This is a genomic window from Plantactinospora sp. CA-294935, assembly GCF_050936445.1.
Lineage (GTDB): Bacteria > Actinomycetota > Actinomycetes > Mycobacteriales > Micromonosporaceae > Plantactinospora.
The window spans coordinates 9,599,292-9,625,233 of the sequence record NZ_JBNJMU010000001.1 but is presented as its reverse complement, the minus strand read 5'-3'; the positions used below and the strand labels follow the sequence as shown (position 1 = coordinate 9,625,233).

22 protein-coding genes are annotated in these 25,942 nt (G+C 71.7%); 10 read left to right on the top strand and 12 right to left on the bottom strand.

What is annotated here, in order from left to right:
- Positions 1 to 19: 19 nt before the first annotated feature.
- The 6 genes from ACQEVC_RS41690 (at position 20) to ACQEVC_RS41665 (ending at position 12,042) form a co-directional block, all read left to right on the top strand.
- Entirely contained in the window at positions 20 to 4,759 is a 4,740-nt protein-coding gene (locus tag ACQEVC_RS41690; RefSeq protein ID WP_432889477.1) for a discoidin domain-containing protein, read from the top strand.
- Positions 4,760 to 4,845: 86 nt separating this feature from the next.
- Positions 4,846 to 8,013: a family 43 glycosylhydrolase gene (locus ACQEVC_RS41685; RefSeq protein ID WP_432889475.1), complete on the top strand. Its 3,168-nt coding sequence runs from the start codon at positions 4,846 to 4,848 to the stop codon at positions 8,011 to 8,013.
- 43 nt (positions 8,014 to 8,056) lie between these two features.
- A complete protein-coding gene (locus ACQEVC_RS41680; RefSeq protein ID WP_432889473.1) occupies positions 8,057 to 8,689 on the top strand; it encodes a hypothetical protein in 633 nt (210 codons plus the stop codon).
- Between the two features lie 62 nt (positions 8,690 to 8,751).
- Positions 8,752 to 9,825, top strand: a complete 1,074-nt coding sequence (locus ACQEVC_RS41675; protein ID WP_432889471.1) for a hypothetical protein — start codon at positions 8,752 to 8,754, stop codon at positions 9,823 to 9,825.
- 327 nt (positions 9,826 to 10,152) lie between these two features.
- Positions 10,153 to 11,376, top strand: a complete 1,224-nt coding sequence (locus ACQEVC_RS41670) for a hypothetical protein (RefSeq protein WP_432889469.1) — start codon at positions 10,153 to 10,155, stop codon at positions 11,374 to 11,376.
- A gap of 108 nt (positions 11,377 to 11,484) precedes the next feature.
- Positions 11,485 to 12,042 carry a hypothetical protein gene (locus ACQEVC_RS41665; RefSeq protein WP_432889467.1) on the top strand — a complete coding sequence of 186 codons (558 nt, stop codon included), beginning with the start codon at positions 11,485 to 11,487 and terminating at the stop codon, positions 12,040 to 12,042.
- An 81-nt stretch (positions 12,043 to 12,123) separates the two neighbouring features.
- Here the strand turns inward: ACQEVC_RS41665 and ACQEVC_RS41660 are convergent, their stop codons facing one another.
- The 6 genes from ACQEVC_RS41660 to ACQEVC_RS41635 form a co-directional block, all read right to left on the bottom strand.
- A complete protein-coding gene (locus ACQEVC_RS41660; protein WP_432889465.1) occupies positions 12,124 to 14,322 on the bottom strand; it encodes a cellulase family glycosylhydrolase in 2,199 nt (732 codons plus the stop codon).
- A gap of 93 nt (positions 14,323 to 14,415) precedes the next feature.
- Complete coding sequence (locus ACQEVC_RS41655) at positions 14,416 to 15,057, bottom strand: response regulator (protein WP_432889463.1); 642 nt, start codon at positions 15,055 to 15,057, stop codon at positions 14,416 to 14,418.
- Positions 15,045 to 15,464 carry a sensor histidine kinase gene (locus ACQEVC_RS41650; protein WP_432889461.1) on the bottom strand — a complete coding sequence of 140 codons (420 nt, stop codon included), beginning with the start codon at positions 15,462 to 15,464 and terminating at the stop codon, positions 15,045 to 15,047. The genes ACQEVC_RS41655 and ACQEVC_RS41650 overlap by 13 nt, the downstream gene beginning before the upstream one ends.
- A 174-nt stretch (positions 15,465 to 15,638) precedes the next feature.
- Complete coding sequence (locus ACQEVC_RS41645; protein ID WP_432889459.1) at positions 15,639 to 16,019, bottom strand: VOC family protein; 381 nt, start codon at positions 16,017 to 16,019, stop codon at positions 15,639 to 15,641.
- On the bottom strand, positions 16,016 to 16,792 hold the full coding sequence (locus ACQEVC_RS41640; RefSeq protein WP_432889457.1) for an ArsR family transcriptional regulator: 777 nt from the start codon (positions 16,790 to 16,792) through the stop codon (positions 16,016 to 16,018). The genes ACQEVC_RS41645 and ACQEVC_RS41640 overlap by 4 nt, the downstream gene beginning before the upstream one ends.
- Before the next feature lie 109 nt (positions 16,793 to 16,901).
- Complete coding sequence (locus tag ACQEVC_RS41635) at positions 16,902 to 17,885, bottom strand: cellulose binding domain-containing protein (RefSeq protein WP_432889455.1); 984 nt, start codon at positions 17,883 to 17,885, stop codon at positions 16,902 to 16,904.
- A gap of 849 nt (positions 17,886 to 18,734) precedes the next feature.
- Here ACQEVC_RS41635 and ACQEVC_RS41630 point away from each other — a divergent pair.
- Complete coding sequence (locus ACQEVC_RS41630; protein WP_432889453.1) at positions 18,735 to 19,442, top strand: ThuA domain-containing protein; 708 nt, start codon at positions 18,735 to 18,737, stop codon at positions 19,440 to 19,442.
- Entirely contained in the window at positions 19,415 to 20,533 is a 1,119-nt protein-coding gene (locus ACQEVC_RS41625) for a Gfo/Idh/MocA family protein (RefSeq protein ID WP_432889451.1), read from the top strand. Before ACQEVC_RS41630 ends, ACQEVC_RS41625 begins: the two co-directional genes overlap by 28 nt.
- Positions 20,534 to 20,610: 77 nt before the next feature.
- Here the strand turns inward: ACQEVC_RS41625 and ACQEVC_RS41620 are convergent, their stop codons facing one another.
- Both ACQEVC_RS41620 and ACQEVC_RS41615 read right to left on the bottom strand, forming a co-directional pair.
- Positions 20,611 to 21,009, bottom strand: coding sequence for a hypothetical protein (locus ACQEVC_RS41620; RefSeq protein ID WP_432889449.1), 399 nt, complete (start codon positions 21,007 to 21,009; stop codon positions 20,611 to 20,613).
- Between the two features lie 335 nt (positions 21,010 to 21,344).
- A complete protein-coding gene (locus ACQEVC_RS41615) occupies positions 21,345 to 21,500 on the bottom strand; it encodes a hypothetical protein (RefSeq protein ID WP_432889447.1) in 156 nt (51 codons plus the stop codon).
- A 145-nt stretch (positions 21,501 to 21,645) separates the two neighbouring features.
- Between ACQEVC_RS41615 and ACQEVC_RS41610 the strand changes: the two genes are divergently transcribed.
- Positions 21,646 to 22,845 (top strand): RNA ligase RtcB family protein, encoded by a 1,200-nt coding sequence (locus ACQEVC_RS41610; RefSeq protein ID WP_432889445.1) that lies wholly within the window; start codon positions 21,646 to 21,648, stop codon positions 22,843 to 22,845.
- Positions 22,842 to 23,486 (top strand): peptide chain release factor H, encoded by a 645-nt coding sequence (gene prfH / locus ACQEVC_RS41605; RefSeq protein ID WP_432889443.1) that lies wholly within the window; start codon positions 22,842 to 22,844, stop codon positions 23,484 to 23,486. The genes ACQEVC_RS41610 and prfH overlap by 4 nt, the downstream gene beginning before the upstream one ends.
- A gap of 124 nt (positions 23,487 to 23,610) precedes the next feature.
- On the opposite strand, the gene ACQEVC_RS41600 is transcribed toward prfH, so the two are convergent.
- From ACQEVC_RS41600 to ACQEVC_RS41585, 4 genes are all read right to left on the bottom strand, one after another.
- A complete protein-coding gene (locus ACQEVC_RS41600; RefSeq protein ID WP_432889441.1) occupies positions 23,611 to 24,012 on the bottom strand; it encodes a hypothetical protein in 402 nt (133 codons plus the stop codon).
- Positions 24,009 to 24,263, bottom strand: a complete 255-nt coding sequence (locus tag ACQEVC_RS41595) for a hypothetical protein (RefSeq protein WP_432889439.1) — start codon at positions 24,261 to 24,263, stop codon at positions 24,009 to 24,011. The genes ACQEVC_RS41600 and ACQEVC_RS41595 overlap by 4 nt, the downstream gene beginning before the upstream one ends.
- A complete protein-coding gene (locus ACQEVC_RS41590; protein ID WP_432889436.1) occupies positions 24,257 to 24,445 on the bottom strand; it encodes a hypothetical protein in 189 nt (62 codons plus the stop codon). Before ACQEVC_RS41590 ends, ACQEVC_RS41595 begins: the two co-directional genes overlap by 7 nt.
- A gap of 244 nt (positions 24,446 to 24,689) precedes the next feature.
- The gene (locus ACQEVC_RS41585) at positions 24,690 to 25,904 is read right to left on the bottom strand and encodes a helix-turn-helix domain-containing protein (protein ID WP_432889434.1); all 1,215 of its coding nucleotides are present in this window, start codon (positions 25,902 to 25,904) and stop codon (positions 24,690 to 24,692) included.
- Positions 25,905 to 25,942 lie beyond the last annotated feature (38 nt).

Genomic DNA, 25,942 nt, shown 5'->3' with positions numbered 1-25,942 from the left:
CCACCACCAGGAGGATCGGATGAGCAATAGACGCACCAGGAGGGTGCCCACCTGGGCGGCTCTCGCCGCGCTCGTGGCGGGCGGGGTGGTCGGGCTGCCCTCACCCGCGCACGCCGCGCCCCCGGTCCTGCCGGGCAACGAGGGCGACGTGGGCGTCTACACCGACGGGCAGCACCACGTCATGGAGATCGGGGACCCGGTCTATACCAACGTCGCCGAGGTGGCCGAGCAGCTCAAGCCGGGCGTGCCGTTCACCGCGTCGAGCATGTACCAGTCGATCTTCGACAAGGATCTCGCGGCCGGCGGCACGGACTACTACCTCGACCGGGTGCTGGGGGTGCGCGGCACGCTCGGCTCGGCGGTGCTGATGACCCGGGGCCGCTCGCTCTACCTGCGCGGTGCCAGCAACAACAACTTCACCGTGATGGGCTTCGCCGGCAACACCTTCGTCGGCGGCCCGAACAACCTGGGCAACCTCTACACCGTCACCGTGCCCGGGCAGACGGTCACCGAGGTCGGCGCCGACCGGTTCAACGCACCGAGCCACGCCAAGGGCCGCTACACGATCGGCAGCACCGGGGTCACCGCCGACCTGACGAAGTTCATCAGCTACGACAACGTCGCGGTCACCGCGATCGACCTGCGTAACCCGGGTGCGGAGGCGGCGACCTTCACCGTCCGCGCTGCCTCGCCGCTGGCGACCCAGGCCGGCGAGGGGAGCGCCGAACTCACCGGCACCCGCACCATCACCAGCGGCGCCAACAACGGCCTCGTCGACACCGCCTGGAACACCGTCCGGGTCGACCTCACCGGCGCCGGCTTCACCCGCAGCGGCAGCAACCTGGACCGGGAGGTCACCGTGCCGGCCGGCGGCCGGGTCTCGCTCTCCGTCGTCGGCGCGGTCTCCTCGGCCACCCTGCCGGAGACCGTCGAGAGCTACCGGCGGTACGCCGCGATGCCCGCGGGCGAGGCGGTCCGGACCGGGATCACCGACTTCAACCGGCGCTGGGCGCAGGACGTCCCGTACGTCGACGTCCCCGATCCGGCCCTGGAGAAGGCGATCGTCTACCGGTGGTGGGGCGAGCGCTACAACAGCCTGGACGCCAACGCCCCCGGGCACGTCTACCAGTACCCGACGACGATCGAGGGGGTGCACCTCTACCAGAACTCGGTGGCGCTGACCCAGCCGATGCACCTGCAGGACACCAAGTGGCTGCGTACCCCCTACCTGCCGTACGGCCAGATCCTCAACATCGGCGAACTCTCCGGCTCCTCGGCGTTCCTGGACAGCCCCGGTCACACGAGCTGGAACAACCACTACTCGCAGTACCTCGGGACCGCCGGGCTGGAGGCGTACAACGTGCACGGCGGCGGCCGGGAGATCGCCCGGAAGTTCGCCGACTACTTCGCGGGCGACGGCGTCGGGCAGCTCGAACACTACGACGGCAACGACGACAAGCTGATCGCCTACGACACCAACTACATGCCGGGCAACGACGCCGACGCGATCTCCTTCGGCTTCCCGAAGGCCAACGCCGGGGCACCCGGAGCGCGCACGATCGAACGCCCCGAGTCGGCGTACGTCTGGGGCGCCTTCGACGCGGCCCGGCAGCTCCACCAGATCGCCGGCAGCGACCAGGCCAGGGTCGACCAGATGGCCACCAGCGCGAACGCGATCCGCGACGCGATCCTTGCCCGGCTCTGGAGCCCGGACATGCGGATGTTCCTGGCCGGCACGTCGCACGGTGCCACCAGCGCGGCCAGCTCCAACGGCAGGCCGAACCCGCTGCCCGAGTCGGCCCGCACGCTGATCCCGGCGAAGGAGTCGAACCTCTACGACGTCTACGCCGAGAACCTCATCCCGTTCGACCAGTGGCAGAAGTACGTCGACGGGTACCGCTTCCTCACCTACGGCGACAACTTCCCGATCTTCCCGTTCTACACGGCGAACCAGTACGACCGGGCGGCCTACGGGATCGGCGGCTCCAACAACTTCTCGAACATCAACTTCACCGTGCAGTATCGCGGGGTCCGCTCGGCGTTGCGGCACTACGACCCGGAGCAGAAGTACATCACCCCGGAGTACGCCAAGCGGCTGCTGGACTGGATGGCCTGGAGCATCTACCCGAACGCGGACGTACGCGCGCCGAACCAGGCCGAGTACTACTCCAACTGGAACCCGACGACGAAGACCTACAACCGGAACAACCCGAACCACGTGATGCTCGGCAACATGAGCTACATCTTCGTCGAGGACATGGCGGGGCTCCAGCCGCGCTCCGACGACAGGATCGAGCTGTGGCCGATCCGGTTCGGCTACGACCACTTCATGGTCAACAATCTGCGTTACCACGGGCAGGACGTGACCATCGTCTGGGACCCGGACGGCACGAAGTACGGCCTGGGCGCCGGCTACAGCCTCTTCCTGAACGGCGAGAAGAAGGTCAGCACCGACAGGATCGGCAAGCTGAGCTACGACCCGGCCACCAACCAGGTGCAGGCCGAGGAGGGCCTGACTGTCACCTTCACCGCCAGCACCGGGACCGACTTCCCGAGCGCGGTGGAGACTCCGGTGCAGGACGACCGCGTCGTCGGGTACCTCAAGACGGCCGGCATCGACCTCACCGAGGACGCCCCGAACCTGGCGTCCGGCGCCGAACTGCGTTCCTCGTACACCCAGCAGGGTGTCCGGCCGACCCCGTGGCGGCAGTTCCACACGCCCGGCTGGAGTGCCACCTCGATGAACCACACGCCGGGGGCGATAAAGGAGACCGAACGGCCGGTGTCGCTGGCCGCCGTCACCGACGGCGTCACCGCCAACGAGCCGTACTGGGGCAACTACGGCAGCACCGAGAAGAACGGCTACGTCGAACTCGACCTGGGGTCGGCGAAGTCCTTCGACAACGTGAAGGTGTTCTTCGTCAGCGACCGGCAGGCCGGCGGCTACCGCGAGCCGGCGCGCTGGTGGATCCAGGTGCCGGACGGCAACGGCGGCTGGCGGGAGGTGCCGGGCCAGTTCAAGAACCCGACGGTACCCTCGGCGAAGTTCAACGAGGCGCTCTTCGAGACCGTGACCTCGGACAGGCTGCGCATCGCCTTCACCAACAACCCGACCTTCTTCACCGCGATCTCGGAGATCCAGGTCTTCGACTCCGGCCGGGACGTGCCGGACGTGACCAACCAGGCGCCGGCGGTCACCGCCAGCCGGGACGGCTCGGCGGACGGGAACCTCGCCACCCGGCTGGTCGGCACGGCCTCCGACGACGGCATCCCGTACGACGAGGAGCTGCGCTTCGGCTGGGAGACCGTCTCGGCGCCGCCGGGCGCGGGTGTGATCTTCGCCGACGCGTCGGCGCTGGCGACCCGGGTGACCGGCACGGTGGCGGGTGACTACGTGTTCCGGTTCTTCGCCGACGACGGCGAGAAGCGGTCGGAGGCGACCGTGGCGGTGACCCTCGCCGAGCGGGAGGTCACCGCGGAGTTCGGCTCCTCGGCGGCGATCACCACCAGCGGTACCACCGCATGGGAGAACCACCAGCGGGTGAACGAGGCCACCACCCCGGCGAACTCGAACCCGGGTGCCGGGAACGGCTGGGGCAACTGGAACCTGCCGCAGAACGGCACCAGCCCGGAGCGGGAGGCGTGGATCCAGTACCGGTGGACCTCGCCGGTGCGGCTGTCGTCGACCGACATCTACTGGTACGACGACAACGGCGGCACCCGCCGGCCCACCGCCACCACGTACGCGGTCGAGTCCTCCACCGACGGCACCACCTGGACCCCGGTGACCCTCGCCAACGGGTCCACGTACGCCGACGCGCTGGCCACCAACACCTACAACCACCTCGACTTCGCGCCGATCACCACCAGCCAGTTGCGGATCCGCATCTGGGGCGTGCAGGGCAGCGGGGCCGGCACCGGGGTGCTGCGCTGGCGCGCCAACGGCGAGACGGTCGAGTCGGTGCGGTCGCCGGTGTTGATCCGGACCACCGTGGGCCAGGTGCCGACCCTGCCGAGCGAACTCGACGGGATCTACGCCAGCGGTGCCCGGGGCAAGGTCGGGTTCGGTTGGCAGCAGATCACTCCGGAGATGGTCGCCGAGACCAACGTCGAGCCGTTCGTGGTCTACGGCACGAACGACGCGTACGGGCTGATCGCCGAGGCCCGCATCTACGTGCGGCCGGAGACGGCACCGGACGGCATCTCGATCCAGGGTGCCGAGACGTTCCAGCAGAGCGTCGATGTGGGCGAACTGCCCTACCTGCCGGAGCGGGTGGAGGTCTCCTACAACGACGGGTCCCGGGACAACCAGGCCATCGGCGTCGACTGGGACTTCGACGAGAGCATCGTCGACACCCCCGGCCGGTACACCGTGATCGGCAACCTGGTCCTGCCCGACTACGTCAGCGAGGCCGGCACCACCCGGACGACCTTGACCCTCACCGTGGGCGACCCGCCGGAGGAGCCGGCGTGGGACGTCCGGGTGCAGACCCGCACCCAGTGCATCGGCCGCAGCGTCTACGTCTCGGTCAACGCGGTCAACGCCGAGGCGGTGCCGCTGACGATCGAGCTGGTCACGCCGTACGGGTCGCGCACGGTCGCCGAGGTGGCTCCCGGGAAGGCCGCCTACCAGGCGTTCAACACCCGGGTGGCGGCGGTGCAGGCCGGGACCGCGACGGTGAAGGCGACCGGAACCGTCGACGGCCAGCCGGTGACGGCGCAGCTCACCGCGCCCTACGGCGCACTCAACTGCGGCTAGCCCCGCCGGGGTGGCGGCGCCACAGCGGCACCGCCACCCCGCCCGCCCCCGAAAGCAGCCCCGTCGCAGATGAGGAGATCGACACCGTGAACAGCACCGTGGGGCGCGGCGCCGCTCCGGCGCACCACCGGCCGGCGCGCCGGTTCCGCAGCAGGGCCGCTGCCGTGCTGGTCGCCGGGCTCCTCGCCGGCGGCCTGGTCGGGGTCGGCGCGCCGGCCCACGCCGCCGAGCCGAACACCTTTACCAACACCGGCAACCCGATCCTCGGCGACGGCAGCTACTACTCGGCCGACCCGGCCCCGCTGGTGGTGCCGGCCGGTGCACCCGGCAACTCCAGCGGCCGGGACGAGCTGTACATCTACACCGGTCACGACGAGGCCGGGCCGTCCACCAACGACTTCGTCATGAACGAGTGGGGCGCGTTCCGGACCACCGACGTCGAGGCGGGGCAGTGGACCCACTACCCGTCGCTGATGCGGCCGGAGCAGGTCTTCGACTGGGCGACACCCGGCCGGGCGTACGCCGGCCAGGTGGTCCGGGGCGTCGACGGCCGCTACTACTGGTACGTCCCGATCCACGAGCGGGACAGCCCGGCGGCGGACAAGTTCGCCATCGGCGTCGCCGTCTCGACCGGCCCGACCGGCCCGTGGACCGACCACGCAGGCGGGCCGATCATCTCCCAGCGGGTCCCCACGGCCAACACCATCCACAACATCGACCCGACGATCCTGATCGACGGCCAGGCCCCCGACCAGCGGGTGTACGTCTACTGGGGCTCGTTCGGCCAACTCCGGATGCTGGAACTCCAGCAGGACATGAAGACCCCGGTCGGCACCCCGCGTGCCGTGACCGGCCTGACCGGCTTCTTCGAGGCGCCCTGGATCTTCCAGCGCGGTAGCACCTACTACTTCGCGTACGCCGGGAACAACGCCGGCCCGACCTCGCCGTGCACCCCGGCGAACTACCACGCCTGCATCGGCTACGCGACGGCGTCGTCGCCGACGGGACCGTGGACCTACCGGGGCACCATCCTCCGGCCGGTCTCCTCGACCACGAGCCACCCGGGCATCCTGGAGTTCGACGGCCGGTGGTATCTGGCGTACCACACCGCCGACGCGGTGGGCGGCGGCCACTTCCGCCGGTCGGTGGCGATCGACCCGCTGGAGTGGGACGACCCCCAGACCCCGCCCCGGATGAAGCCGGTCACGCCGACACCGGTCAAGGGACGCGACCTGACACCCCGGCCGAACATCGCGCAGGAGGCGAGGGTCACCGTCTCCAACGAACCCGTACCCACCCAGTACTGGGTGAAGGCGCTCAACGACGAGATCGTCCGGTCGAACCCGCTGCCACCGGACATGTGGGGGACCTGGACCGGCAACAACCCGCCCCAGCAGTGGGTGCAGTACACCTGGGACCAGCCGATGCGGATCGCCGGTTCGCAGATCGAGTTCTGGAACGACCAGCCGCAGGGCAGCGGGGTGGGCGTGGCCGCGCCGGCCCGCTGGCGCATCCAGTACTGGGACCTCGCGGCCGGGCAGTGGGCCGAGGTGCCGAACCCGAGCGGCTACCCGACCGGTACGCAGGGCTTCCAGAACACCAGCTTCGACCCGGTGACCACCACGCAGCTCCGGGCCACCTTCGACGCGTCGACCAACGGCAGCAGCTATTCGGCGGTGGCGGTGGAGGAGTGGAAGGTGCTCGCCGCACAGCCGGAGTCGGTCACCGCGCCGCCGATGACGGTCGAGGCCGGCGAGGCCGAACTGCCCGGTACCCTGCCGGTGCCGTTCGGCGCCGAGACGCTGCGGGTGCCGGTCTTCTGGGACCCGGTCACCCCGGAGCAGGTCGCCCGGCCCGGCACGTTCACCGTCCAGGGCAGCGTGCTCGGCTACGCCGCCGGCCGGGTCTCCGGGCAGGTCACCGTCATCTCGCCGGACGACACCGAGGGCGACGAGACCGCGCCGACCCTGACCCTCACCCCGAGCGGCAGCGCCGGCACCGCCGGCTGGTACCGGTCCGCGGTGCGGGTGCGGGCCGCCGGGGTCGACGACCGTGGCGGCCGGCTGACCATCGAGTCCCGGGTCGACGGCGGTGAGCCGAGCGTCACCACCGAGGTACGCCAGGTCGACGTCACGGTCTCCGGCGACGGCCAGCACACCGTCACGGCCACCGCGACCGACCGGGCCGGCAACGTCTCCACCCGGGCGGACCTCGCCGTACGCATCGACGCGACGGCACCGGTCAGCACGGCCACCCTGGACGGGGCCACCCGGAAGGTCACGGTGACCGCCAGCGACGCCACCTCCGGGGTCGCCCGGGTCGAGTACGCCGTCGACACCGGATCCTGGACCACCTACACCGGTGCGATCCCGGCACCCGACGCGAACAAGCACACCGTCTCGTTCCGGGCGCTCGACGCGGCCGGAAACCTGGAGACCGCGAAGAACCTCACCATCCCGGCCGACCTGTCCGGGCCGCTGACCGGCAACATCGGGCCGATCGGCACCCCGACCGCCTCCTACACCGCGGGCTGGAACAGCGTCACCGCGCTCAACGACAACGCCGACCCGCAGAACCCGACCCAGGCACAGCTCTGGGGTACCTGGTCCGGCACCCGCCCGGCGACCCAGTGGGTCCAGTACGACTGGGCCCGGCCGGTGCGGATCACCGGTACCGAGCTGAAGTTCTGGCGGGACGCCGACCAGGGCAGCGGTGACGGCGTCGCCGAGCCCGACGGCTGGGTCTTGCAGTACTGGGACGAGGCCGGCTCGGCCTGGCGCGACGTCACCGGCGCGTCCGGCTACGGCACCAGCACCAGCACGTTCAACACCGTCACCTTCGACCCGGTCAGCACGCCCCGGGTCCGGGCCACGGTCCGGGCCAACGGCAACGGCAGCACCTATTCCGCGATCGCGATCACCGAGTGGCGCGTCTTCGCCGCTGACCCGGGCGTACGGCCCGGGGTGCCGGTCACGGTCACCGTCGTGCCGCGCTGCCTGGCCGGCCGGGCGTACGTCGCCGTGCAGGCCCGCAACGACCACGACGCGCCGGTGACCGTCGTGCTGGAGAGCGCCTACGGCGAGCGGTCCGTCCCGGACGTCGCGCCCGGGGCCAACGCCTACCAGTCGTTCGCCACCCGGGCCGCCTCGGTCGCGGCCGGCCCGGTCACCGTGCGCGCCACCGGGACGGTGGACGGCGAGGAGGTGACCACCGTCCACCCCGCCGAACACCCGGCCGTCACCTGCACCGACTGATCTCCGCCATCCCCACCCACCACGAAGAACAACGGAGACTCTTATGCGCACATCGAATCGCAGCCGGCTGGTCGCGGCCGGCGCGGCCAGTGTCGTGCTGGCCGGGACCATGGCGTTGCCGTCACCGGCCGTGGCCGAGCCCGGCGACAGCGCCGACGTCGAGGTGACGGTCGAGATCGAGGAGATCGAGGAACCGGGCGTACTCGCCCTGTCGATCGCCGCCGACTCGGTCGCGCTCGCCGAGGACGGCTCGACCCTGCTGGTCCGGCAGTTCGTCGGTACCCTGCCGACGGTGACGGTCTCGGACACCCGTACCCCGGAGGAGGTGCCCGAGGGCGCCGCCTGGGCCGTACTCGGCAGCGCCACCGACTTCGTCGGCAGCGCCGGCCAGGCCCCGATCAGTGCCGGGCACTTCGGCTGGAAGCCGCGACTGCTCGACGGTGGCGACACCGGTCAGGTCAGCGAGGGGGAGGAGGTGGTGACCGTACTCGACGAGCCGACCCAGCCCGGCAACAACGTCGGCCTGGTCGACCAGGAGTTGCTGGTGTCGACGTTCGACTCCGCCGCGGTCACCGGCGACTCGTACTCCGTCGACGCCGACCTGTACCTGCGTACCCCGGTGGACGTCGCCGCCGGCGAGTACGCCTCGACGTTGACCCTGTCCCTGTTCGAATAGCCGCACCGGTGGGGGCCGCAACCACGCGGCTCCCACCACATCCCGCCGCGAAGGACTGTGCCATGATCCGTTCGTTGTCGCGGCTGCTCGCCGTGCTGGCCGTGCTGCTCGGCACGGTGCCGTTCGCGCCCGCCGATGCCGGGGCGGAGCCGACCGGGCCGGCGCTCACCTGGGCGGTGCAGCCGGCCGACCGGCACGGTCCGGACGGCCGCCGGTGGATCGAGCACACCCTCGACCCCGGCCAGGTGGTGACCGAGCACCTGGCGGTGCGGAACTTCAGCGACGCGACCGTGGTCTTCTCGCTGAAGGCGGCCGACGGCTATCTCACCGACAAGGGACGCTTCAACATGCTCCCCTCCCACCGCCCGTCGGTGGACGGCGGCACCTGGATCGGGGTGCAGGGACAGGTCACCGTCGGGGCCAAGGCGACGAAGGTGGTGCCGTTCACCGTCACCGTGCCGCCGGACGCCACGCCCGGCGACCACCCGGCCGGCATCGCGGCGACGGTCACCAGCACCGGGGGGACGGTGGCGGTGGAGAGCCGGGTCGGGTTCCGGGTCATGATGCGGGTCAGCGGCACGGTCGCGGCGAGCCTGGCGATCGACGACCTCACCGCCAGCTACCGGCACTCGTGGAATCCCTTCTCGGCCGGCTCCGTCCGGGTCAGGTACACCACCACGAACGACGGCGACGTCGCGGTGACCGGTACCGGCCGGGTCACCACCGCCGAGCTGTTCGGCCTGCTCGACCACGGTGCCCGGGCCGACGCCGCGGAGATGTTGCCGGGCGGCGACCGGGAGGTCGGGGTACGGGTCGGTGGGGTGTGGGCGCTGGGGCCGCTGCGTACGAGCGTCGAGATCACCCCGGCCGTCCTCGGCGGCGGCCCGGCCGGCGTCGAAGTCCGGCCCGCCTCGGCCACCGTGACGGTGTGGACCCTGCCCTGGCCGCAACTGGTCCTCGTCGCCCTCCTCGGCGCCGTCGGCCTCGCCGTCCGGACCGTTCTCCGGCGGCGCCGGCGGCGGCTGGCGGAACTCCTCGCCCGCGCCCGGGACGAGGGCCGGGCCGAGGGCCGGGAATCCGCGCTCGTCGGCGGTCCGGGCGAGGCGTCCGGCAACCGGAGACCGGCGGCCGACTGAACGTGCTCCGCGCACTGCCGCTGTCGGGTACACATTGAACCTTTTCAACCTGAACCGCGCGGCGCTCACGCACCGCGCCCGACCTTGCGGTCCGCCGGACCGCAAGGGGAGGTTGAAAAAGGTTCATTCGTCGTCCGGGATGTCCCCGCCCGGGCTCCCCGGGGGACCGCCACGGCGTGCCGGCGCGGGGACGGCTGGCCGTCCCGGGACGCCTGTCCAACCATGTCCAGCGCTGTCCGGTCGAACCTCTCGGCGCGGCCGCGCACGGCTACCTTCCCCAGATCGAGGCATGCGCGGGTATCGCGCCGGTCCAGGGAGGATGTGCCGATGAAATCGAGAGCCGGGATGGCAGTGGTGGCCGCGGTGGTGCTCGGTCTGGTGTCGACGTCCGGGCAACCGGCGCCGGTCTTCGCCGCGCCTGGCGGAGCGGAGCCCGATCCGGTCGGGACGGTCCGGCAGGACGAGGCCCAGGCTCTGGCGGCGGACCTGGCGACGCTGGCGCGGGAGCGGGGGTGGACGGTGGCCCAGGCCCGCGCCCGGCACGAGCTGGCGGAGCGGGTACGCCCGCTGCACCGGGCGATGGCGACCCGACTGCCCGACACGTACGTCGGCGGGGTCCTGCCCGACGTACCGGGGGAGGCGCCCACGTTCCTGGTCAAGGGGAAGGCCCCGGAGTCCGTCCGCGCCATGGTGGCCGCCTCCGGGCTCCCGATCAGGATCGTCGACGGCCAGCCGTACTCGGCCCGGGAACTCGCCGACCGGTCCAGGACGGTGCACGGACACCTCAAGGCGATGGGATACACCTCCGTCACCACCGCCGCCCACCTCCGGACCGGGCAGGTGCAGGCCACCGTCACGGCCGAGCCGGGAAGCACCTTCCGGGCCGCCACGGTCGCCGAGGCGCTGCCGGCGGCGTTGCGGACCGGGCTGGATCTCGACGTCGTCGAGGGCCCGGCCAACGTCCGGCACACGAGCCTCTTCGGCGGTCTCGCCACCACCCGGCCCGGTGCCGGACTGCTCTGCACCACCGGATTCTCGGTGAGCCCCGGGGGATTCGTCGGCGTGACGACCGCCGCGCACTGCAACAACAGCGAGGCGGTGCACAACGGTGCCCGCCATCCCCTCAACCTCTTCGACGAACATCTCGGGGACTTCGGGGACGTCGAATGGTCGACGACCTCCGGGGTACCCGTGACCGACGACTTCGTCGGCGGCTCCACCGAGATCCGGGACGTGACGGGTGTCCGGGCGCTCGCGGACATGATGATCGGTGACCAGGCATGCGTCTTCGGCCAGAGCACCGGCCTGCGGCGCTGCTCCCTGATCGCCGACCTGGACGTGTCGATCACCGACCGGCGGGGCACCTCGCACCGGCAGGTGGCGGTGCGGGACAACATCACGCAGGTCGGTGACAGCGGCGGCCCCTGGTTCGTCGGCACCGTGGCGTACGGCACCCATGTCGGCAACGCCCAGGTGGACGGCGCGACGGTCTCGGCCTTCAGCGTCGCCGACCTCTTCGACGAGGCCCTCGGCGTGCGGGTCATGCGATAGCGGCGCCACCAGGTCACGCCGGGCGCTGCCGTCGAATCGTCGGCGCGCCCGGTCGTGGCGGGGCCCCCGGATCGTGGCGACCGCCCTCGACCGGCATGATGTCGGACCATGAGCCGGGTCGACGCACACCAGCCGCCACCTGCCCGGTACGGGTACGCGGTCGCCGGGGCGGTCGCGGTGCTCGCCCTGCTGGCCGCGGTCGCCGTGCTTGTCGTCGGAATCCGGTCGTGGACCGGGGACTTCCCGACCCTGGGCCGGCACTTCCGGGCCGGCGAGTCGGCGCGGCTGGAACTGCGGGCGGGCGAGCCGGCGGTGCTCTACGTCAGCCCGGACACCGCCACGTTCGACGGGCGGTGCACCGGCGAGGTGGCCGGCTCGCCGATAACCGTCACCGAGGCGCCGGACACCTTCACGTTCTTCAGCGGTGGCCGGACCTGGGCGGCCCGGTACGAGATCCGGGCCGAGCGCGGCGGGAGCGGGCAGCTCACGTGCGTCGCGAGTACAGGCACGGGTGCGCCGCTGCTGGCGGTCGGTGACCGGCCCGACAACCCGCACCTGGTCCGCAAGCTCGCCGGCACGGTCGCGGCCGGCGCCTGCGTAGCCGGGCTGGGCCTCACCCTCGGCGGGGCGATCGCACTCGCCGTCCGGAAGCGCCGACGGGCGTGACCGCCCGCGAGACCCCCGGGCCTGTGCCTCCCCGAGGGGGGACCGGGGTGTCGGGGCGCGGCCCCGACACCCCGGCGCCGGTCACGACGTGCTGCCGGTGACGTTGCCACCCGACTCGGTGACGTAGTAGGTGACGGTGGTGCCGCTCCAGAAGTGGAAGGTGAGGGTGACCCGCTGCCCGTCGTTCACCTCGGCGAAGAACTCGGGCTTGAGCGTGATGGAGTTCGCGCTGTAGTTCGGGGCGAAGGCGACGTCGAACTCCTTGAACGAGGTCCAGTTGTGCGGGCCGGCGTTGCTGCCGTCGGCGTACTTCGCCTCCATCGTGGCGAGTTGGTCGCCCCGGAACTGGGTGGGTACCGCGAACGAGCTGGTCGGCCCGGTCGCGTTCGAGAGCACCGGCGGGTCGTACGTGATGATGCTGATCCGCCACGGCACGCCCTGGGAGAACCGCGCCTGGATGGTGGCGTTGACGCCGTACGCCCGGTTGCCGACCAGCCGGGTCACGGCGGCGGCGGTGAGCGTGAGGGTGTTGCCGGAGACGGTGTAGTCGGCGCCGTTGGCGAGGTCGGTGTTGCCCTGGCGCAGGCCGGCGAAGGTGGTGCCGTTCAGGTTGAGCGTCAGGCTCTTGGCGGTGACCGAGCCGGTGCGCGGCACGTACACCTGGTCGCTCGACGCGGTGCCGGAGCGGGTGGTCCAGCTCGACCTGATCTGCGCGAACAGCTCCGGATCGCTCCACTGGAACGAGGTACGGCCGAAGTGCTGCCCGTTGTCCCAGAGTTGGGTGGTGATCCTGCGGTTGCGCGCGTAGTAGCCGAGGTACTCGAAGAACTTCAGCTTCTCGCCCTGCTCGACCGTGCCGGTGTGCCGGTCGAAGCCGAGCAGCCCGTACTCACCGATGATCACCGGGATGTTGCGGGAGACGAACGCGTTGTAGACGCGGTCGAAGACGCCGGTCAGGTCCTGCTGCACGGTGGCGTCGAAGCGGGTCCCGCCGGCGACGTTCACGCTGAACGGCCAGTACCCGTAGAAGTGGACGGTCGCGATCAGGTTGGGGTCGTTCAACGTGTTGAAGGTGCTCACCAACTCGTCCACCCGGGGCTGGTCGGCCGAGGTGTGCAGGGTCGGCAGCACCAGCAGCCGGGTGGCGTTGCCGCCACCGGACTGCCGGACGATCCGGTGGAACGACGTGTTGAGTTCGTGCAGCAGTGTCGCGTTCTGGGCGTCGCCGGAGCTGCCGGTGAACTGCGGCTCGTTGACGCTCTCGAAGGTCAGCCGGGGCGAGGCGTCCCGGAAGGCGGCGGCGATCTGCGTCCAGAGCGCGTTGTAGCGGTTCAGCACGTTGGTGCGGTCGGTCGGCATCGTGTTGATCCACTGCCACGAGTCGTGGTGAATGTTGATCATCACGTAGAAGCCGTCGGCGAGCGCCCAGTTGACCACCTCGCGTACCCGGTTGAGCCAGGCCGCGTCGATGGTGTAGCTCGGCGCCGCGCCATGGTGGTTGCTCCAGGTGACCGGGATCCGGATGCTGTTGAAGCCCTGCGCCCGGACGTTGTCCAGCAGCGCCTCGGTCACCCGGGGGTTGCCCCAGGCGGTCTCGTCGGCGCCGACCGCGTCGAACGAGTTGCCGAGGTTCCAGCCCGGTTGCATCGCGGCCACCGCCGCCATCGCGTTTCCGGCCGGGGGCGGCGTGGTCGGCGGCCGGGTGGTCGGCGGCGCGCTGGTCGGCGGCCGGGTGGTCGGCTGGCCCGTCGGCCCCCCGACGTCGCCGGTGCAGGCGACGCCGTTGAGCGTGAACGAGGTGGGGGCGGTGTTCGTGCCGGTCCAGGAGCCGTTGAAGCCGAACGACACGGTGGCGTTGGTCGCGATCGTGCCGTTGTGGCTGACGTTGGTCGCGGTCACCTGGCTGCCCGAGGAGGTGACGTTCGCGTTCCACGCCTGGGTGACCCGCTGCCCGGCCGGGAACGTCCAGGCCAGGCTCCAGCCGTTGACCGGGTCACCGAGGTTGGTGATGCCGACGTTGGCGGTGAAGCCACCCGACCACTGCGCCGAGGTCGAGTACGCCACCCGGCAGCCGGCGGCCGCCTGGGCGCTGACCGCCACCGTCACCCCCGAGACCAGCAGTACGGCGGCGCTCGCCGCGACCAGGCCGACCCGCCAGCGGGTTCTTGGCACCGTGCTCTGCAGACTCACAATGGGACTCCTTGCCTGGATTCGGCGGCTGGACGGTGCCGGGGGCGCGCCGCAGGCGAGGGCGCCGCGGTGCCCCCGGAGAGCCGACATTAAGTTTGGAGACCAAACTTTGTCAATCGGCATCCGGCTATATGTGGATCGCCGCACCGCGCATCGGCGACCGCCGCGCCCGCACCCGGCCGGTCAGGCGCCCAGGTACGCCAGCACCGCCAGCACCCGCCGGTGGTCGTCGTCGGACGGCGGCAGGTCGAGCTTGGTCAGGATGCTGTTGATGTGCTTGCTGACCGCCTTCTCGGTGATCACGAGCCGGGCGCCGATCGCGCCTTTGGACCGCCCCTCGGCCATCACCGCCAGCACCTCCCGCTCGCGCGGCGTCAGCGTCGCCAACTGCGCCGCCCGGCCGCTGCCGAGCAGTTGGGACACCACGTCCGGGTCCAGTACCGTCCCGCCGGATGCCACCCTGCGGATCGCGTCGGTGAACTCCCGCACCTCGCCGACCCGGTCCTTGAGCAGGTAACCGGCCCCGCCGGCCCGGTCACCGAGCAGTTCGCGGGCATAGACCTGCTCGACGTACTGGGAGAGGATCAGCACCGGCAGGCCCGGGACCTCGCGGCGGGCGGCGATCGCGGCGCGCAGGCCCTCGTCGGTGAAGGTCGGCGGCAGGCGTACGTCCACCACCGCCACGTCGGGACGCAGTGACACGAGGGTCTCCGCGAGCCCGGCACCGTCGGCGACGGCGGCTACCACGTCGAAGCCGTACGCGGTGAGCATCCGCACCATGCCGTCCCGCAGCAGCACCAGGTCCTCGGCGATCACGACCCGCACGGGAGCACCGCCTCCACCAGGGTGGGGCCGCCGGACGGGCTGGTGACCGTGACGCTGCCGTCGAACGCGCCGAGCCGCCGCTCGATGCCGCGCAGCCCGGTACCGAGCGCGGGATCGGCGCCGCCCCGGCCGCCGTCGTGGACCCGCAGCCGGAGCTGGGCCTTCTCGTCCACGATGGACATCTCGATCCGGGTGGCACCGCTGTGCTTGATGGCGTTGGCGAGCGCCTCGGCGAGCACGAAATAGGCCGCCGACTCGACCGGCGCGCCGAGCCGCCGCCCGAGCCGCAGGTCGAGGGCGACCGGCACGGGGCTGGCCGCGGCGAGCGATTCGGCCGCCCCGGCCAGGCCACGGTCGGCGAGCATCGGCGGGTGGATGCCGCGTACCAGGTCGCGCAGCTCGCTCATCGCGGTCTGCGCGCCGGCCCGGGCGCCGGCCTCGTGGCGGTCGACACCATGCGGCGGTACTCGCCGACGGCCCGGATCGACATCGCCATCGACCCGCCCCCGCCCACCATCCCGTCGGTGAGGCCGTAACCGGCGGCGCGCGGCCGCGACCAGGGGCGTCGCCGCGCGAGTGGGCTACCTGGCGGGCTGGAAGAGTTCGACCAGGTTGCCGGCGGGATCGGCGAGCAGGATCTGCCGTCCGCCAGGCCCGGAGACCAACTCGCTGCGGAAGGAGACTCCGGCGTCGCGGAGTCGGTCGATCTCGGCGGCCAGGTCGTCGACGACGAGGTGGATGCGGTTGCGGCCCGGGTCGGCGGCGTCGGCGGGGGTGGCGCGGGCGCCGGAGCTGGCGGGTCCGGACAGCAGCAGTCGCAGTGGGCCGCGGACCACGTCGGCGAAGGCCGGAGCCGCATCGCTGTTCACTTGGAAGCCGAGGTGGGCGGTGTAGAAGTCGAGCGCCGCCCGGACGTCGTCGACGAGATAGCGGACGCTGGCGTACCGGTCGGCTGGGGTCACGGCTGGACCTCCGTAGGGTCGATGGTGGAGAGCACGGGTATCAGGTGTCGGATGCGGGTGTCGATGTCGGCCGCCGTACGCGCGAGGGCCGGATAGGGCTGTCGGTCGGGGTCGCCGGACGGCGCGGGATCGGGAATGCTCCAGTGGATCCGGCGATCGTGGTCGACGAGTTCGGGGCTGACCTCGCGAGCCTTGTCACAGAGGGTGATGAGGTAGTCGAAGCGCCGGCCGGTGAGCGTGTGCAGATGCCGGGGACGCCGGGGCGGCAGGTCGATGCCGTGCTCCTGGCGCAGGATCCGCGCGGTGTGTGGATGCGTGCGGGGCGCGGGACGGGTGCCTGCGCTGGCCGCGGCGACCTGGCCGGCGGTGCGGTGCCGGAGCAGGGCTTCGGCCAGAGGTGAGCGGGCGCTGTTGCCGGTGCAGACGAAGAGCACCGTGACCGCCGTGACCGCTGGGGCCGCCGCCGGTGCCGGGGCCAGGCGCAGCGCCGGATGCAGGGCCGTGCCGGTCGCCGCCAGCGCTTCGGCACAGCGGTCCAGGTCCAGGTGGTAGTAGCTGTCGCGGCCGTCGAAGGTGCTGCGGGTGGTGCTGACCAGGCCGCCCTCGCGGAGCAGCCGCAGGTGGTAGGAGACCAGGTTCTGCGGCTGGCCGACCAGGGCGACCAGCTCGCGCACCCGCAGGTCGCTGCCGGCCAGCTCGGTCAGCAGTTGCCAGCGCAGCGGGTGGCCGGCCAGCCGGACGAACGCCGGGGCGGATCGACTCGACACGAGCATCCGCACACGATACATCAAACTGATTTGATGGATGAGCTGGATCGAGTACGCCTGTCGGCCCGACGGGCGATGCCGGCGGTTCCCGGGTCCCGGGTCGCGGGCTCTCCGGTCAGGGCGTCGGGGTCGGCGGTGGCGGGTCCACCGCGATCCCGATGTGCGCGGGAGCGGAGAAGTTGCCCGAGCTGTCGAAGGCCCGGACCTCGAACAGATAGCTGCCGTACCCACGGGAGACGCCGTAGCCGAAGGTGTCGCCGACCAGGGTGATCCCGGAGACGGTGCCGGTCTGCTGCACCCGGTATCCGGCGACGAAGACGTTGTCCCGGGAGGCGTCCCAGGTGATGCGGTAGTGGCCGTCGTGCGGGCCGGTGAGCCGCAGGTTGCCCGGGGTGGTCGGCGGATCGCTGTCCGGCAGCGAGCCCAGCTTGATGATGGCGAACGGGGAGGAGTTGCCGGCGGCGTCTACCGCCCGGATCCCGAAGGTGAAGAGCATCGGCGGCGGGACCGGCATGGTGTGGCTGGTGCCGGTGGTGGTGGCGAACCGGCTGCCGTTGGAGAAGATCTCGTATCCGGTCACGCCCCGGTCGTCGGACGAGGCGTCCCAGAGCAGCGTGAGGGTCGGGCCGGCGAAGGCGGTGCGGGGGTTCGCCGGGATGGCCGGCGGGCTTACGTCCGGCCCGCCGTCGTCGTCGTCACCGGCGCACGCCACGTCGTTGACGAGGCAGACCTGGGGTGAGCCGGTGCCGGCCGCGATCCAGCCGAAGCTGGTCGACGCACCGGCGGCGAGGGCGCCGTTCCAGGGCAGGCTGGTGAAGACGTGGCGCGTCCCCACCCGGGTGAGTTCCGCGTTCCAGTACTGGCCGATGCTGGTGCCGGCCGGCAACTCGAACTGCACCCGCCATCCGGTCATCGTCGCCGCGGTGTCGTTGCGGACGGTCATCTTGCCGAGATAACCGGTCGACCACTCGCGCTCTTTCTGGAACGCCGAGGTGGCCGCCTGGGCGCGGGTCGGCAACAACACCACGGCCGCGACGCCGAGGGTCAGTGCCGCCGCCAGGACCACCGCACATGCCGCGCGACGCGTCAGGATCGCCATGAGCGTCACATTAATTGTCCTCGATATGAATGGCAATCACGGAGCGCCGTTCCGACCGTACCTGCGGAATTTGGTGTATTTGCTGCCACCGGCTCCTCTGGCCCGACCACGGCGTTGCGGCGGTGGGCGGCTACCACGCGCCCTACGCGATCCTTCGCCGGATCGGTAATACGGAATTGTTCCGGCGGCCTATCCGGGCGGGAGTTGACACCACTCCCCGCCGCACCGCGCCGGGTGTACCTCGCGGGTCCGCACCGCAGCGCCGCCGACCAGACACCTGCCGGGCGGCCGTCGGCCAGACACCTACCGGGGCGACTGTCGAGCTGGGTGCACGGACGGGACACCTCGACGTGGGCGGCGCTCGCTGGGCGCACCGGCGGGACACCTCGGCGTGGGCTCCGTCCGGTGGGCGCACAGGCGGGGCAGCTCGACAGTCTCGTCACCGGACATCCCGGTCGCCGGGCGTCGGGCTCGCTCGGTCGACGGCGTGAGCGCCTCGGGAGACGGCCGCCTCCCGCTGCGCGGGTCACCCACACCCGTCGCCGCCGCGCTCGTATACTTCTCCGGCCCAAGGAGTCCGACCTCCGGTCGGCATACCAAGGTGGACCCGTGACGACCCTCGCGCAGCTCCGCAAGACCGGATCCTCGGCGAGGCGCTGACCGCGTCCGGACGCTCCCTCAGGGCCTGACCCGGGCAGTTCCAGCGGCATGTCGGCAAGGGCTCAGATCACCGTGACCCCGCGAGCCGGGCGGGCTACGGTTTCAGTGATCGACAAGTGCGGGCGTCGGCGGCACGCCGGCCCGGGCGGCGCGAGCCTGCCGGGGCGACGGGCGGGAGAGGGAGCGAGCGTGGCACAGCGCAGGGCACTGGTGGTTCGCGGCGGGTGGGAGGGGCACCAGCCGGTCAGGGCGACGGAACTGTTCATCCCGTTCCTCGAACGCAACGGCTACGCCGTACGGGTCGAGGGGTCGACGGAGATCTACGCCGACGCCGCCGAACTGGCCGACACCGACCTCGTCGTGCAGTGCGTGACGATGTCGCAGATCACCCCGGAGCAGTTGAGCGGGCTCAGTGCCACCGTCGTCGCCGGGACGGGCTTCACCGGCTGGCACGGCGGCATCGCGGACTCGTTCCGGGCCTCCTCCGACTACCTGCACCTGGTGGGTGGCCAGTTCGCGACCCATCCGGGCAAGGAGCCGTGCGAGCGGCACGGAGGGGAGGAGGACAACTTCCTGCCGCACACGGTGAACATCACCGAGCTGGGCCGGGAGCATCCGATCACCGCGGGGATCGAGGACTTCGACCTGGTCACCGAACAGTACTGGGTGCTGCACGACGACCTGATCGACGTGCTGGCCACCACGACACACCCGACCCGGCAGTGGCAGCCGTGGCACCGGCCGGTCACCTCGCCGGCGATCTGGACCCGTCGCTGGGGTGCCGGGCGGATCGTCGTGACGACCCCGGGACACAGCCTCGACGTGCTGGAGCACCCGAGCGTGCGTACCGTCATCGAGAGGGGGATGCTGTGGGCGGCTCGCACGGCGTCGGCATAGTAGGTCTCGGGGTCATCTCCGGGGCGTACCTGGGGACGCTGGCCAAGCACCCCGAGCTGAGCATCGTCGCGGTGGCCGACCTCGATGCCGCCCGGTCGGCGGCGGTCGCCGCCGCGCTGCCCGGTGCCGAGGCGACGAGCGTCGCGCGGCTGCTCGACCATCCGGACGTGCGGACGGTGCTCAACCTGACGATCCCCGCCGCGCACGCCGACATCTCGCTCGCCGCGATCGACGCGGGCAGGAACGTCTACGTCGAGAAGCCGCTCGCCGTCACGTTCCCGGAGGGCCGCGCGATCGTCGAGCGGGCCGGATCGGCCGGCGTCCGGCTGGGCTGCGCCCCGGACACCGTGCTCGGCACGGGTACCCAGACCGCCCGCGCGGCGATCGACGGCGGCCTGATCGGGCGCCCGAGTTCCGCGTCGGCCGTGATGGTCACGCCCGGGCACGAGCGCTGGCACCCCCACCCCGACTTCTACTACGCCCCGGGTGGTGGTCCACTGCTCGACATGGGTCCGTACTACATCTCGGCCCTGGTGCACCTGCTCGGGCCGGTACGCGCGGTGGTCGGCGCCGCCAGCCGGCTGCGCGCCGAACGCGTCATCGGCTCCGGCCTGCGCGCCGGCCAGCGGATCCCGGTCGAGGTGGACAGTCATGTGACCGGTGTACTCGAACACGCCGACGGCGCCCTCTCCACCATCACGACGAGCTTCGACGGCGTGGCGACCACGGCCGCACCGATCGAGGTGCACGGTGAGACGGGCAGCCTCGCGGTACCCGATCCGAACCGCTTCGACGGCGAGGTCCGGCTCTTCCCGCTCGGCGGCACCGGGTGGCGCACGCTCGAACCCCGGGCGGGCTATGCCGATGGCTCCCGGGGGCTGGGCCTGATTGACCTGGTCAGGGCCGACGGTCAGCGCCCGCCGCGGGCCGGCGGCGACTTCGCGCTGCACGTGCTCGAGACGATGACCGCGCTGCTCCGGTCGGCCGCCGAAGGCCGGCGAATCGAGCTGACGACGGTGGTGGAGCGGCCGGCACCGATCCCGCACACCCGCGCCGAGGACTGGAAGGGACAGCCGGCGGTCGCGAGCTGAGCCGGGGCCCGCCGGGTGGCAAGGACGGCCCCTGGCGCAAAGCTCAGGGGCCGTCCGCGGGGGCAACCCGGCGCCGACTACGGCAGCACCCGGAGGCTCCCGAGCGCGAACGATGCGGAGCTACCCGGCGACACGGCGATGGAGATGAGACCGGTGCAACCGACTCCGGGATAGAGCACGATATACACGTTGGTCCCGTTCTGGACCCTGGTGCCGGCCGGAAGCTGCTTTGACGCGCTGTAGCAGCCCTCGGCCGGGTTCCGCAGGATGATTTGCTGGCCGTCGGGGCTGCTGACCGTGACTGTTCCGGTGGCGGCGAGGCTCGGCGAGCCGGTCAGCGCGATGACCGCGCCGGCCAGCGCACCGACGACGGCTATCCGGACCGAACCTTTTTCGATCTGAACCGCGACGTGCCTGCGCCCCGACTGCCACCTGCGGTCACGGCAGACCGCAAGGGGAAGTCGAAGGAAGCCCACCAACCGGCGTTGCCGGGCCCACCGGCGTGCCCGAGGCGCCGCTGGAACGGCTGTCGTCGAGAGCTGTGTCGTTTCCGGGTGGTCCACGATGTCCTCCACGGGATCGGCTAACCTGCCAGCGTCGTCGGCGGGTCGTCGGGTAAGCGCCGCTTCGGCTGCCACCTGACCCGCTCCGGAACCGGTTCATCGATCATAACAATGACGATCGTCAATCAATAAATCTGTCTCGACCTCCCCTGTGGCCCGATGGACCGCAAAGTCGGATGCGCGGCCGAGCACAGTGGAGGAGGCGCTCTCCTGTTGAGCGCCATGCGGTTCAGGTTGAAAAGGTTCACTCATCTCATCGCCCACTTGCTGTCCCGGACACCGGCGTAGGTCCCCTCGATCATCATGTACTTGGAATGCGCGATGTAGTCGCCGCTGATCCGCAGGACCGCGCGGACTCCTGAGCGCCGGCCCCGGGACGGGGCGCCGAAAACCGGTTGCCGCACCCTGCCGGATTCCAGCAGGGTGGGGTCATGACGTTCTGACGGGCACTACCCCAGTTGAGCCGAGGTTCCCAACGCCGCGCCGTCGCGCGCCGGGCTGAGCCGTAGCGCCGTCCGTCCTTCCTACCGTCCGCAGAAGAGAGCGTCCTTGTCGCAGCAGAAGTCCCGGCCGGAGTCCGCCCCGACCGCCGGGTCCGCCACCGTCACCGTCTTCGCCTCCGCCCGCAGTTGGATCGAGTCCGACGCCGTCGACCAGTGCCACCAGGTGGCCGCGCTCGACGGCATGCGCTCCGTCGCCGGCATGCCGGACCTGCACCCCGGTAAGGGTGCCCCGATCGGCGCCGCCATGACGTCGACCGTGCTGTACCCGTTCCTGGTCGGCTCCGACATCGGCTGCGGTATCGCGGTCTTCCCCGTCGGACTGAAGCGGGTCGTACCCGAGCAGGTCGCCCGCCGTTTCCCCGATCTCGACATCCCCCTGCACCCGGACCGGGACGCCGACGACCCGGCCTGGGCCGTCGTGGACGGCGAGATCCCGGCCGGCCACCTCGACGGGCTGGGAACCGTGGGCCGAGGCAACCACTTCGTGGAGTTGGCGCGGATCCAGACCGTCCTCGACCCCGGCCACACGGCCCGGCTCGGGCTCGCCGCCGACGACCTCGTCCTGATCGTGCACAGTGGATCCCGAGGGCTCGGCGAGCGGATCCTGCGGGCGCACACCGAGCGGCACGGCGCGGGCCCCGCCGCCGATCCGGCCGGCTACCTCGAACTGCACGATGCCGCCGTACGCTGGGGATCGGTCAACCGTCGACTTCTCGCCGCCCGGGTGCTGCACGCCCTGGGCGCCAGGGTCACCGAGCCGATCGTCGACCAGTGCCACAACCTCGTCGAGGTCCGGGACGGGGCGTACCTGCACCGCAAGGGAGCCGCGCCGGGCGACGGCCGGGACGTGCTGATCGCCGGTACCCGGGGCACCTGCTCCTATCTGGTGGCCGCCCACGCCGGGCCGCAGGCCAACTTCTCCGTCGCACACGGCGCCGGCCGCAAGATGTCCCGCGCCGACGCGCTGCGCCGGGGCCGGGCCAAGCACACCGTCGAGGAACTCCGCCGTACCCCGGTGGGGTCGCTGGTGGTCTGCGGCGACCGGCAACTGCTGTTCGAGGAGGCGCCGACGGCGTACAAGCGGATCGAGCAGGTGATCGCGGACCTGGCCGAGCACGGCCTCGCCACCCCGGCGGCCACGACGGTTCCGCTGGTGACGTACAAGACGGTCGACCGGGGCGGCGACGCCCGCCCGGCCGGCCGACGGGACCGCCGCGACCACCGCCGCGGCCGGGGGCGCTCGTGAGCGCCGCGCGGAACCGGCACCACCTGCTGATCTCGGCCGGGCGCGGCCCGCAGGAGTGCGCCTGGGCGGTCGCCCGGCTGCTCCACCGGCTGGAGGCGGAGGCCCTCCGGCGGGGCCTGCGCACGTCCCGGGTCGAGACCGTCCCGGGCGACCGGCCCGGCACCTTTCGATCGGTACTGGTGGAGATCTCCGGAGCCGGTGCCGAGGAGTTCACCGGCTCGTGGACCGGCACCCTCTGCTGGCAGGCATCGAGCCCCTACCGGGCGAGCACCGGCCGGAAGAACTGGTACGTCGTCGCCCGCCCCTGCCAGGTCGACGCTCCCCGGACGTCGTTCGCGGAGTCCGACGTCGACATCGTCGGCTGCCGTACCGGTGGCCCGGGCGGGCAGCACCGGAACAAGGCCAGCACCGCCGTGCGGGCCACCCACCGTCCCTCCGGGATCGTCGTGGTGGTCGACACCGAGCGGCAGTTCAGCCAGAACCGCCGCCTCGCCCTGGAGCTGATCCGGCAGCGCATCGCGGACGGCGACCAGGCGGCGGGCCGGGCCGTCACCGCCGCCCGCTGGCGCATCCACGACGAACTCGTACGCGGCAACCCGGTACGGGTGGAACGACCGGACCTGCCGTCCGGTCAGCGGTAGCTGCGGGTTCGTCGCACCGCTACGCAGAGCGGCCCCGGCCTTCCAAGAGGTCGGGGTCGTCTTTCCGCATCGTTCGCCTGTTGCCGGGCCTGACTCAATGCACCACCACGTCCTCTTCCTCTGGTCAGTCCATGCCGGTGATGCGGCGCAGGTCGTCATCGGTCGGGACCGCCGTGGGCCGAAGGGCCTGGACCGCTGGCGGCAGGTAGTCGTCCCGGACGACGTCCAGCCAGGTCGCCGCGACCTGCATCCGGGTGCAGTCCGGCAGTCCGCACGGACGGCAGCCGTCGACGCCGTACGGCCAGTGCGCCGTGAGCACCTGCCGGGCGACAGTGGTCACGAGCTTCTTCCCGCCCTCACCGGGCGGCGGGGAGTGTTCGGTGACGACGACCCAGAGTGCCCACTCGGCGGTCGGGCACCAGCGGGCCCGGCACTGGCCGCAGCCGCGACCCTCGGCGTGGTCGGTGATGATCTGGTGCGCCCAGGTGACCGCCAGGCCGGGCGCGCTCTCCGGCACCATGCTCACCGGACCCGCTCCAGTGCCGCCCGGACGTCCCCGGCCGTGACCGCCGCCGGCAGGGTGCCGCCGAGCAGCACCCGCACGGCGTGTTCCCGGCGGTGGACCTCGGTCGCCCACGACCAGAGCGGGCAGCCGTCCGGCCCGCACCGGCCACACTCCCGCAGCGCGTGCGTGCCGAGCACGAGGCGGGCGAACGCGCATTCCACCGGCACCGGCCACTCCACGGTCAGCCAGCGCCGCACCATCCGGATCACCATTCCGTCACCCCCGGTCCGGGGGCGAGCGCGGCGGCGATGTCGGCACGCGCCTGGCGGCGGCGGATGACCCGAAGCATCCGCATACAACCGCCCCGCGGCGCGCACTCCGTACACCGATGCCCGGCGAGATGCTCGGCCACGATCTGCTCGTCGGTCTGCTGCTGGTCCACGATGCTGTCCACGCCCGTCCTTCCCGGTCCGTGGCGCCCCGGAGCGCTACGTCACGGAGCGCCACTCTCCACCTCATCCGGCACCGGCCCGGGGCGTCCGGGGGACGGGGCCCCGGACCGGCCGGGACGCAACCCTGTCCGCCCGGACGGCTACAGGTCGTGTCGATGCGTCCCGTAACGGACCGTACGGGTTCGGGCACGCAGCACCGTCACGCTGCGGGGGAGTACCCCACCGCGTGGCAGTTGTCGGGGCTGATCAGCCGATGCCCAGGCGCTCGGCGAGGGGCCGCACGACCGGCCGGGTCGTCGGGGTCTCACGTACCAGCAACTCCCGCAACACAGCCCGGATCATCACGTTCAGCTTGGACTCTTCGGGGATCTCCTGGTCGGCGCGTAGCAGCATGTGACCGGCCGCCAGATCTTCCCGCCGAATCGCGTACGCCCGAGCAAGATGCAAGTAGTGCGCGTGGCGCCGTTCCAAACTGGGCGTCTGCTCGATGTCGACGCGCTCCGCGATCCGAAGGGCCTCCGTGGCGCGGGACACCTCCAACGCCACCGCCGACCGGTGCACCCCGACGTTCGTCGGCCCGAAGAACAGATGATGGGTGGTCGTCTCGCCGGTCACCCCCGCCGTCCGCTCGGCAACGTCCAGCGCATCCGCCGCTGCGCCGTCGTGACGCAGCCGCGCGTCCTGGACCGCCAGCATCAGATGCAGGGCACCGAGCAGCGCATGCCGATCAGCCTCGGTCACCCCGGAAACGTCCTTCAGGTCCGCGATTGCGTCCCGGCACAGCGCGGCAGACTCCTCGGTGTGGCCGGTCGCACTCAGCACGTTCGCCATGTGCCAGGCCGCGCTGGCCCGGTACAGCGGATCGTCCGCGTCGTGCGCGGCGGCCACCGCCCGGTCGGCACCGAGGATCGAGATGTCGAAGGCGCCGAGCCGCTTGCCGTACGCCCGCACGAGCAGGTACACCTCGGCCGCCAGCCGTAGCGCGTCGCGCCGCTGCTCGCCGTCGACCGCGGCCACGGTGGCCCGGGTGGTGTGGATCAGTTCGGCGAGCAGGGGCCCGGTCCGGGTGTACCGTTCCCCCGAGCCGTACCAGGTGTCCCATCCCCAGGCGATCGACCGGCTCAGCGCGTCGAGATCCGGCTCCGCCCCGTCGAGAGACGGCGCGTATGCGAGCAGCGCGGCCCGGATCGGCGCAACGCTCTCGTGCTCGCCCGGCTCGTCCGGTAGCTGCCCTACGGGCAGGCCGGTCAGCCGGTACAGGTCGCGGACCTTGAGGATCCGGGCGATGTCGATCCAGTCGCCGATGCTGTTGACGGAGCGTTCGCCGGACTCCCACTTTCGCCAGGCGCTGACGGTGCAGCCCTTGAGCTGGGCGGCTACTTCCTGGGTGAGACCGGCGCGCTTACGGTAGAGCTTGATCCGCTGGCCCGGGGTCGTACCGGGCTCGATGACAGGCTCCATGGTGGGCCACCTCCCGCACGAGGTCATCGACTCCGACC

Coding starts and splice junctions, on each gene's coding strand:
- ACQEVC_RS41690 (WP_432889477.1), top strand. CDS start 20: ATGAGCAATAGACGCACCAGGAGGGTGCCCACCTGGGCGGCTCTCGCC.
- ACQEVC_RS41680 (WP_432889473.1), top strand. CDS start 8,057: ATGCGCACATCGAATCGCAGCCGGCTGGTCGCGGCCGGCGCGGCCAGT.
- ACQEVC_RS41675 (WP_432889471.1), top strand. CDS start 8,752: ATGATCCGTTCGTTGTCGCGGCTGCTCGCCGTGCTGGCCGTGCTGCTC.
- ACQEVC_RS41670 (WP_432889469.1), top strand. CDS start 10,153: ATGAAATCGAGAGCCGGGATGGCAGTGGTGGCCGCGGTGGTGCTCGGT.
- ACQEVC_RS41665 (WP_432889467.1), top strand. CDS start 11,485: ATGAGCCGGGTCGACGCACACCAGCCGCCACCTGCCCGGTACGGGTAC.
- ACQEVC_RS41660 (WP_432889465.1), bottom strand. CDS start 14,322: ATGTCGGCTCTCCGGGGGCACCGCGGCGCCCTCGCCTGCGGCGCGCCC.
- ACQEVC_RS41650 (WP_432889461.1), bottom strand. CDS start 15,464: ATGAGCGAGCTGCGCGACCTGGTACGCGGCATCCACCCGCCGATGCTC.
- ACQEVC_RS41640 (WP_432889457.1), bottom strand. CDS start 16,792: ATGCTCGTGTCGAGTCGATCCGCCCCGGCGTTCGTCCGGCTGGCCGGC.
- ACQEVC_RS41635 (WP_432889455.1), bottom strand. CDS start 17,885: ATGGCGATCCTGACGCGTCGCGCGGCATGTGCGGTGGTCCTGGCGGCG.
- ACQEVC_RS41595 (WP_432889439.1), bottom strand. CDS start 24,263: ATGGTGATCCGGATGGTGCGGCGCTGGCTGACCGTGGAGTGGCCGGTG.
- ACQEVC_RS41585 (WP_432889434.1), bottom strand. CDS start 25,904: ATGGAGCCTGTCATCGAGCCCGGTACGACCCCGGGCCAGCGGATCAAG.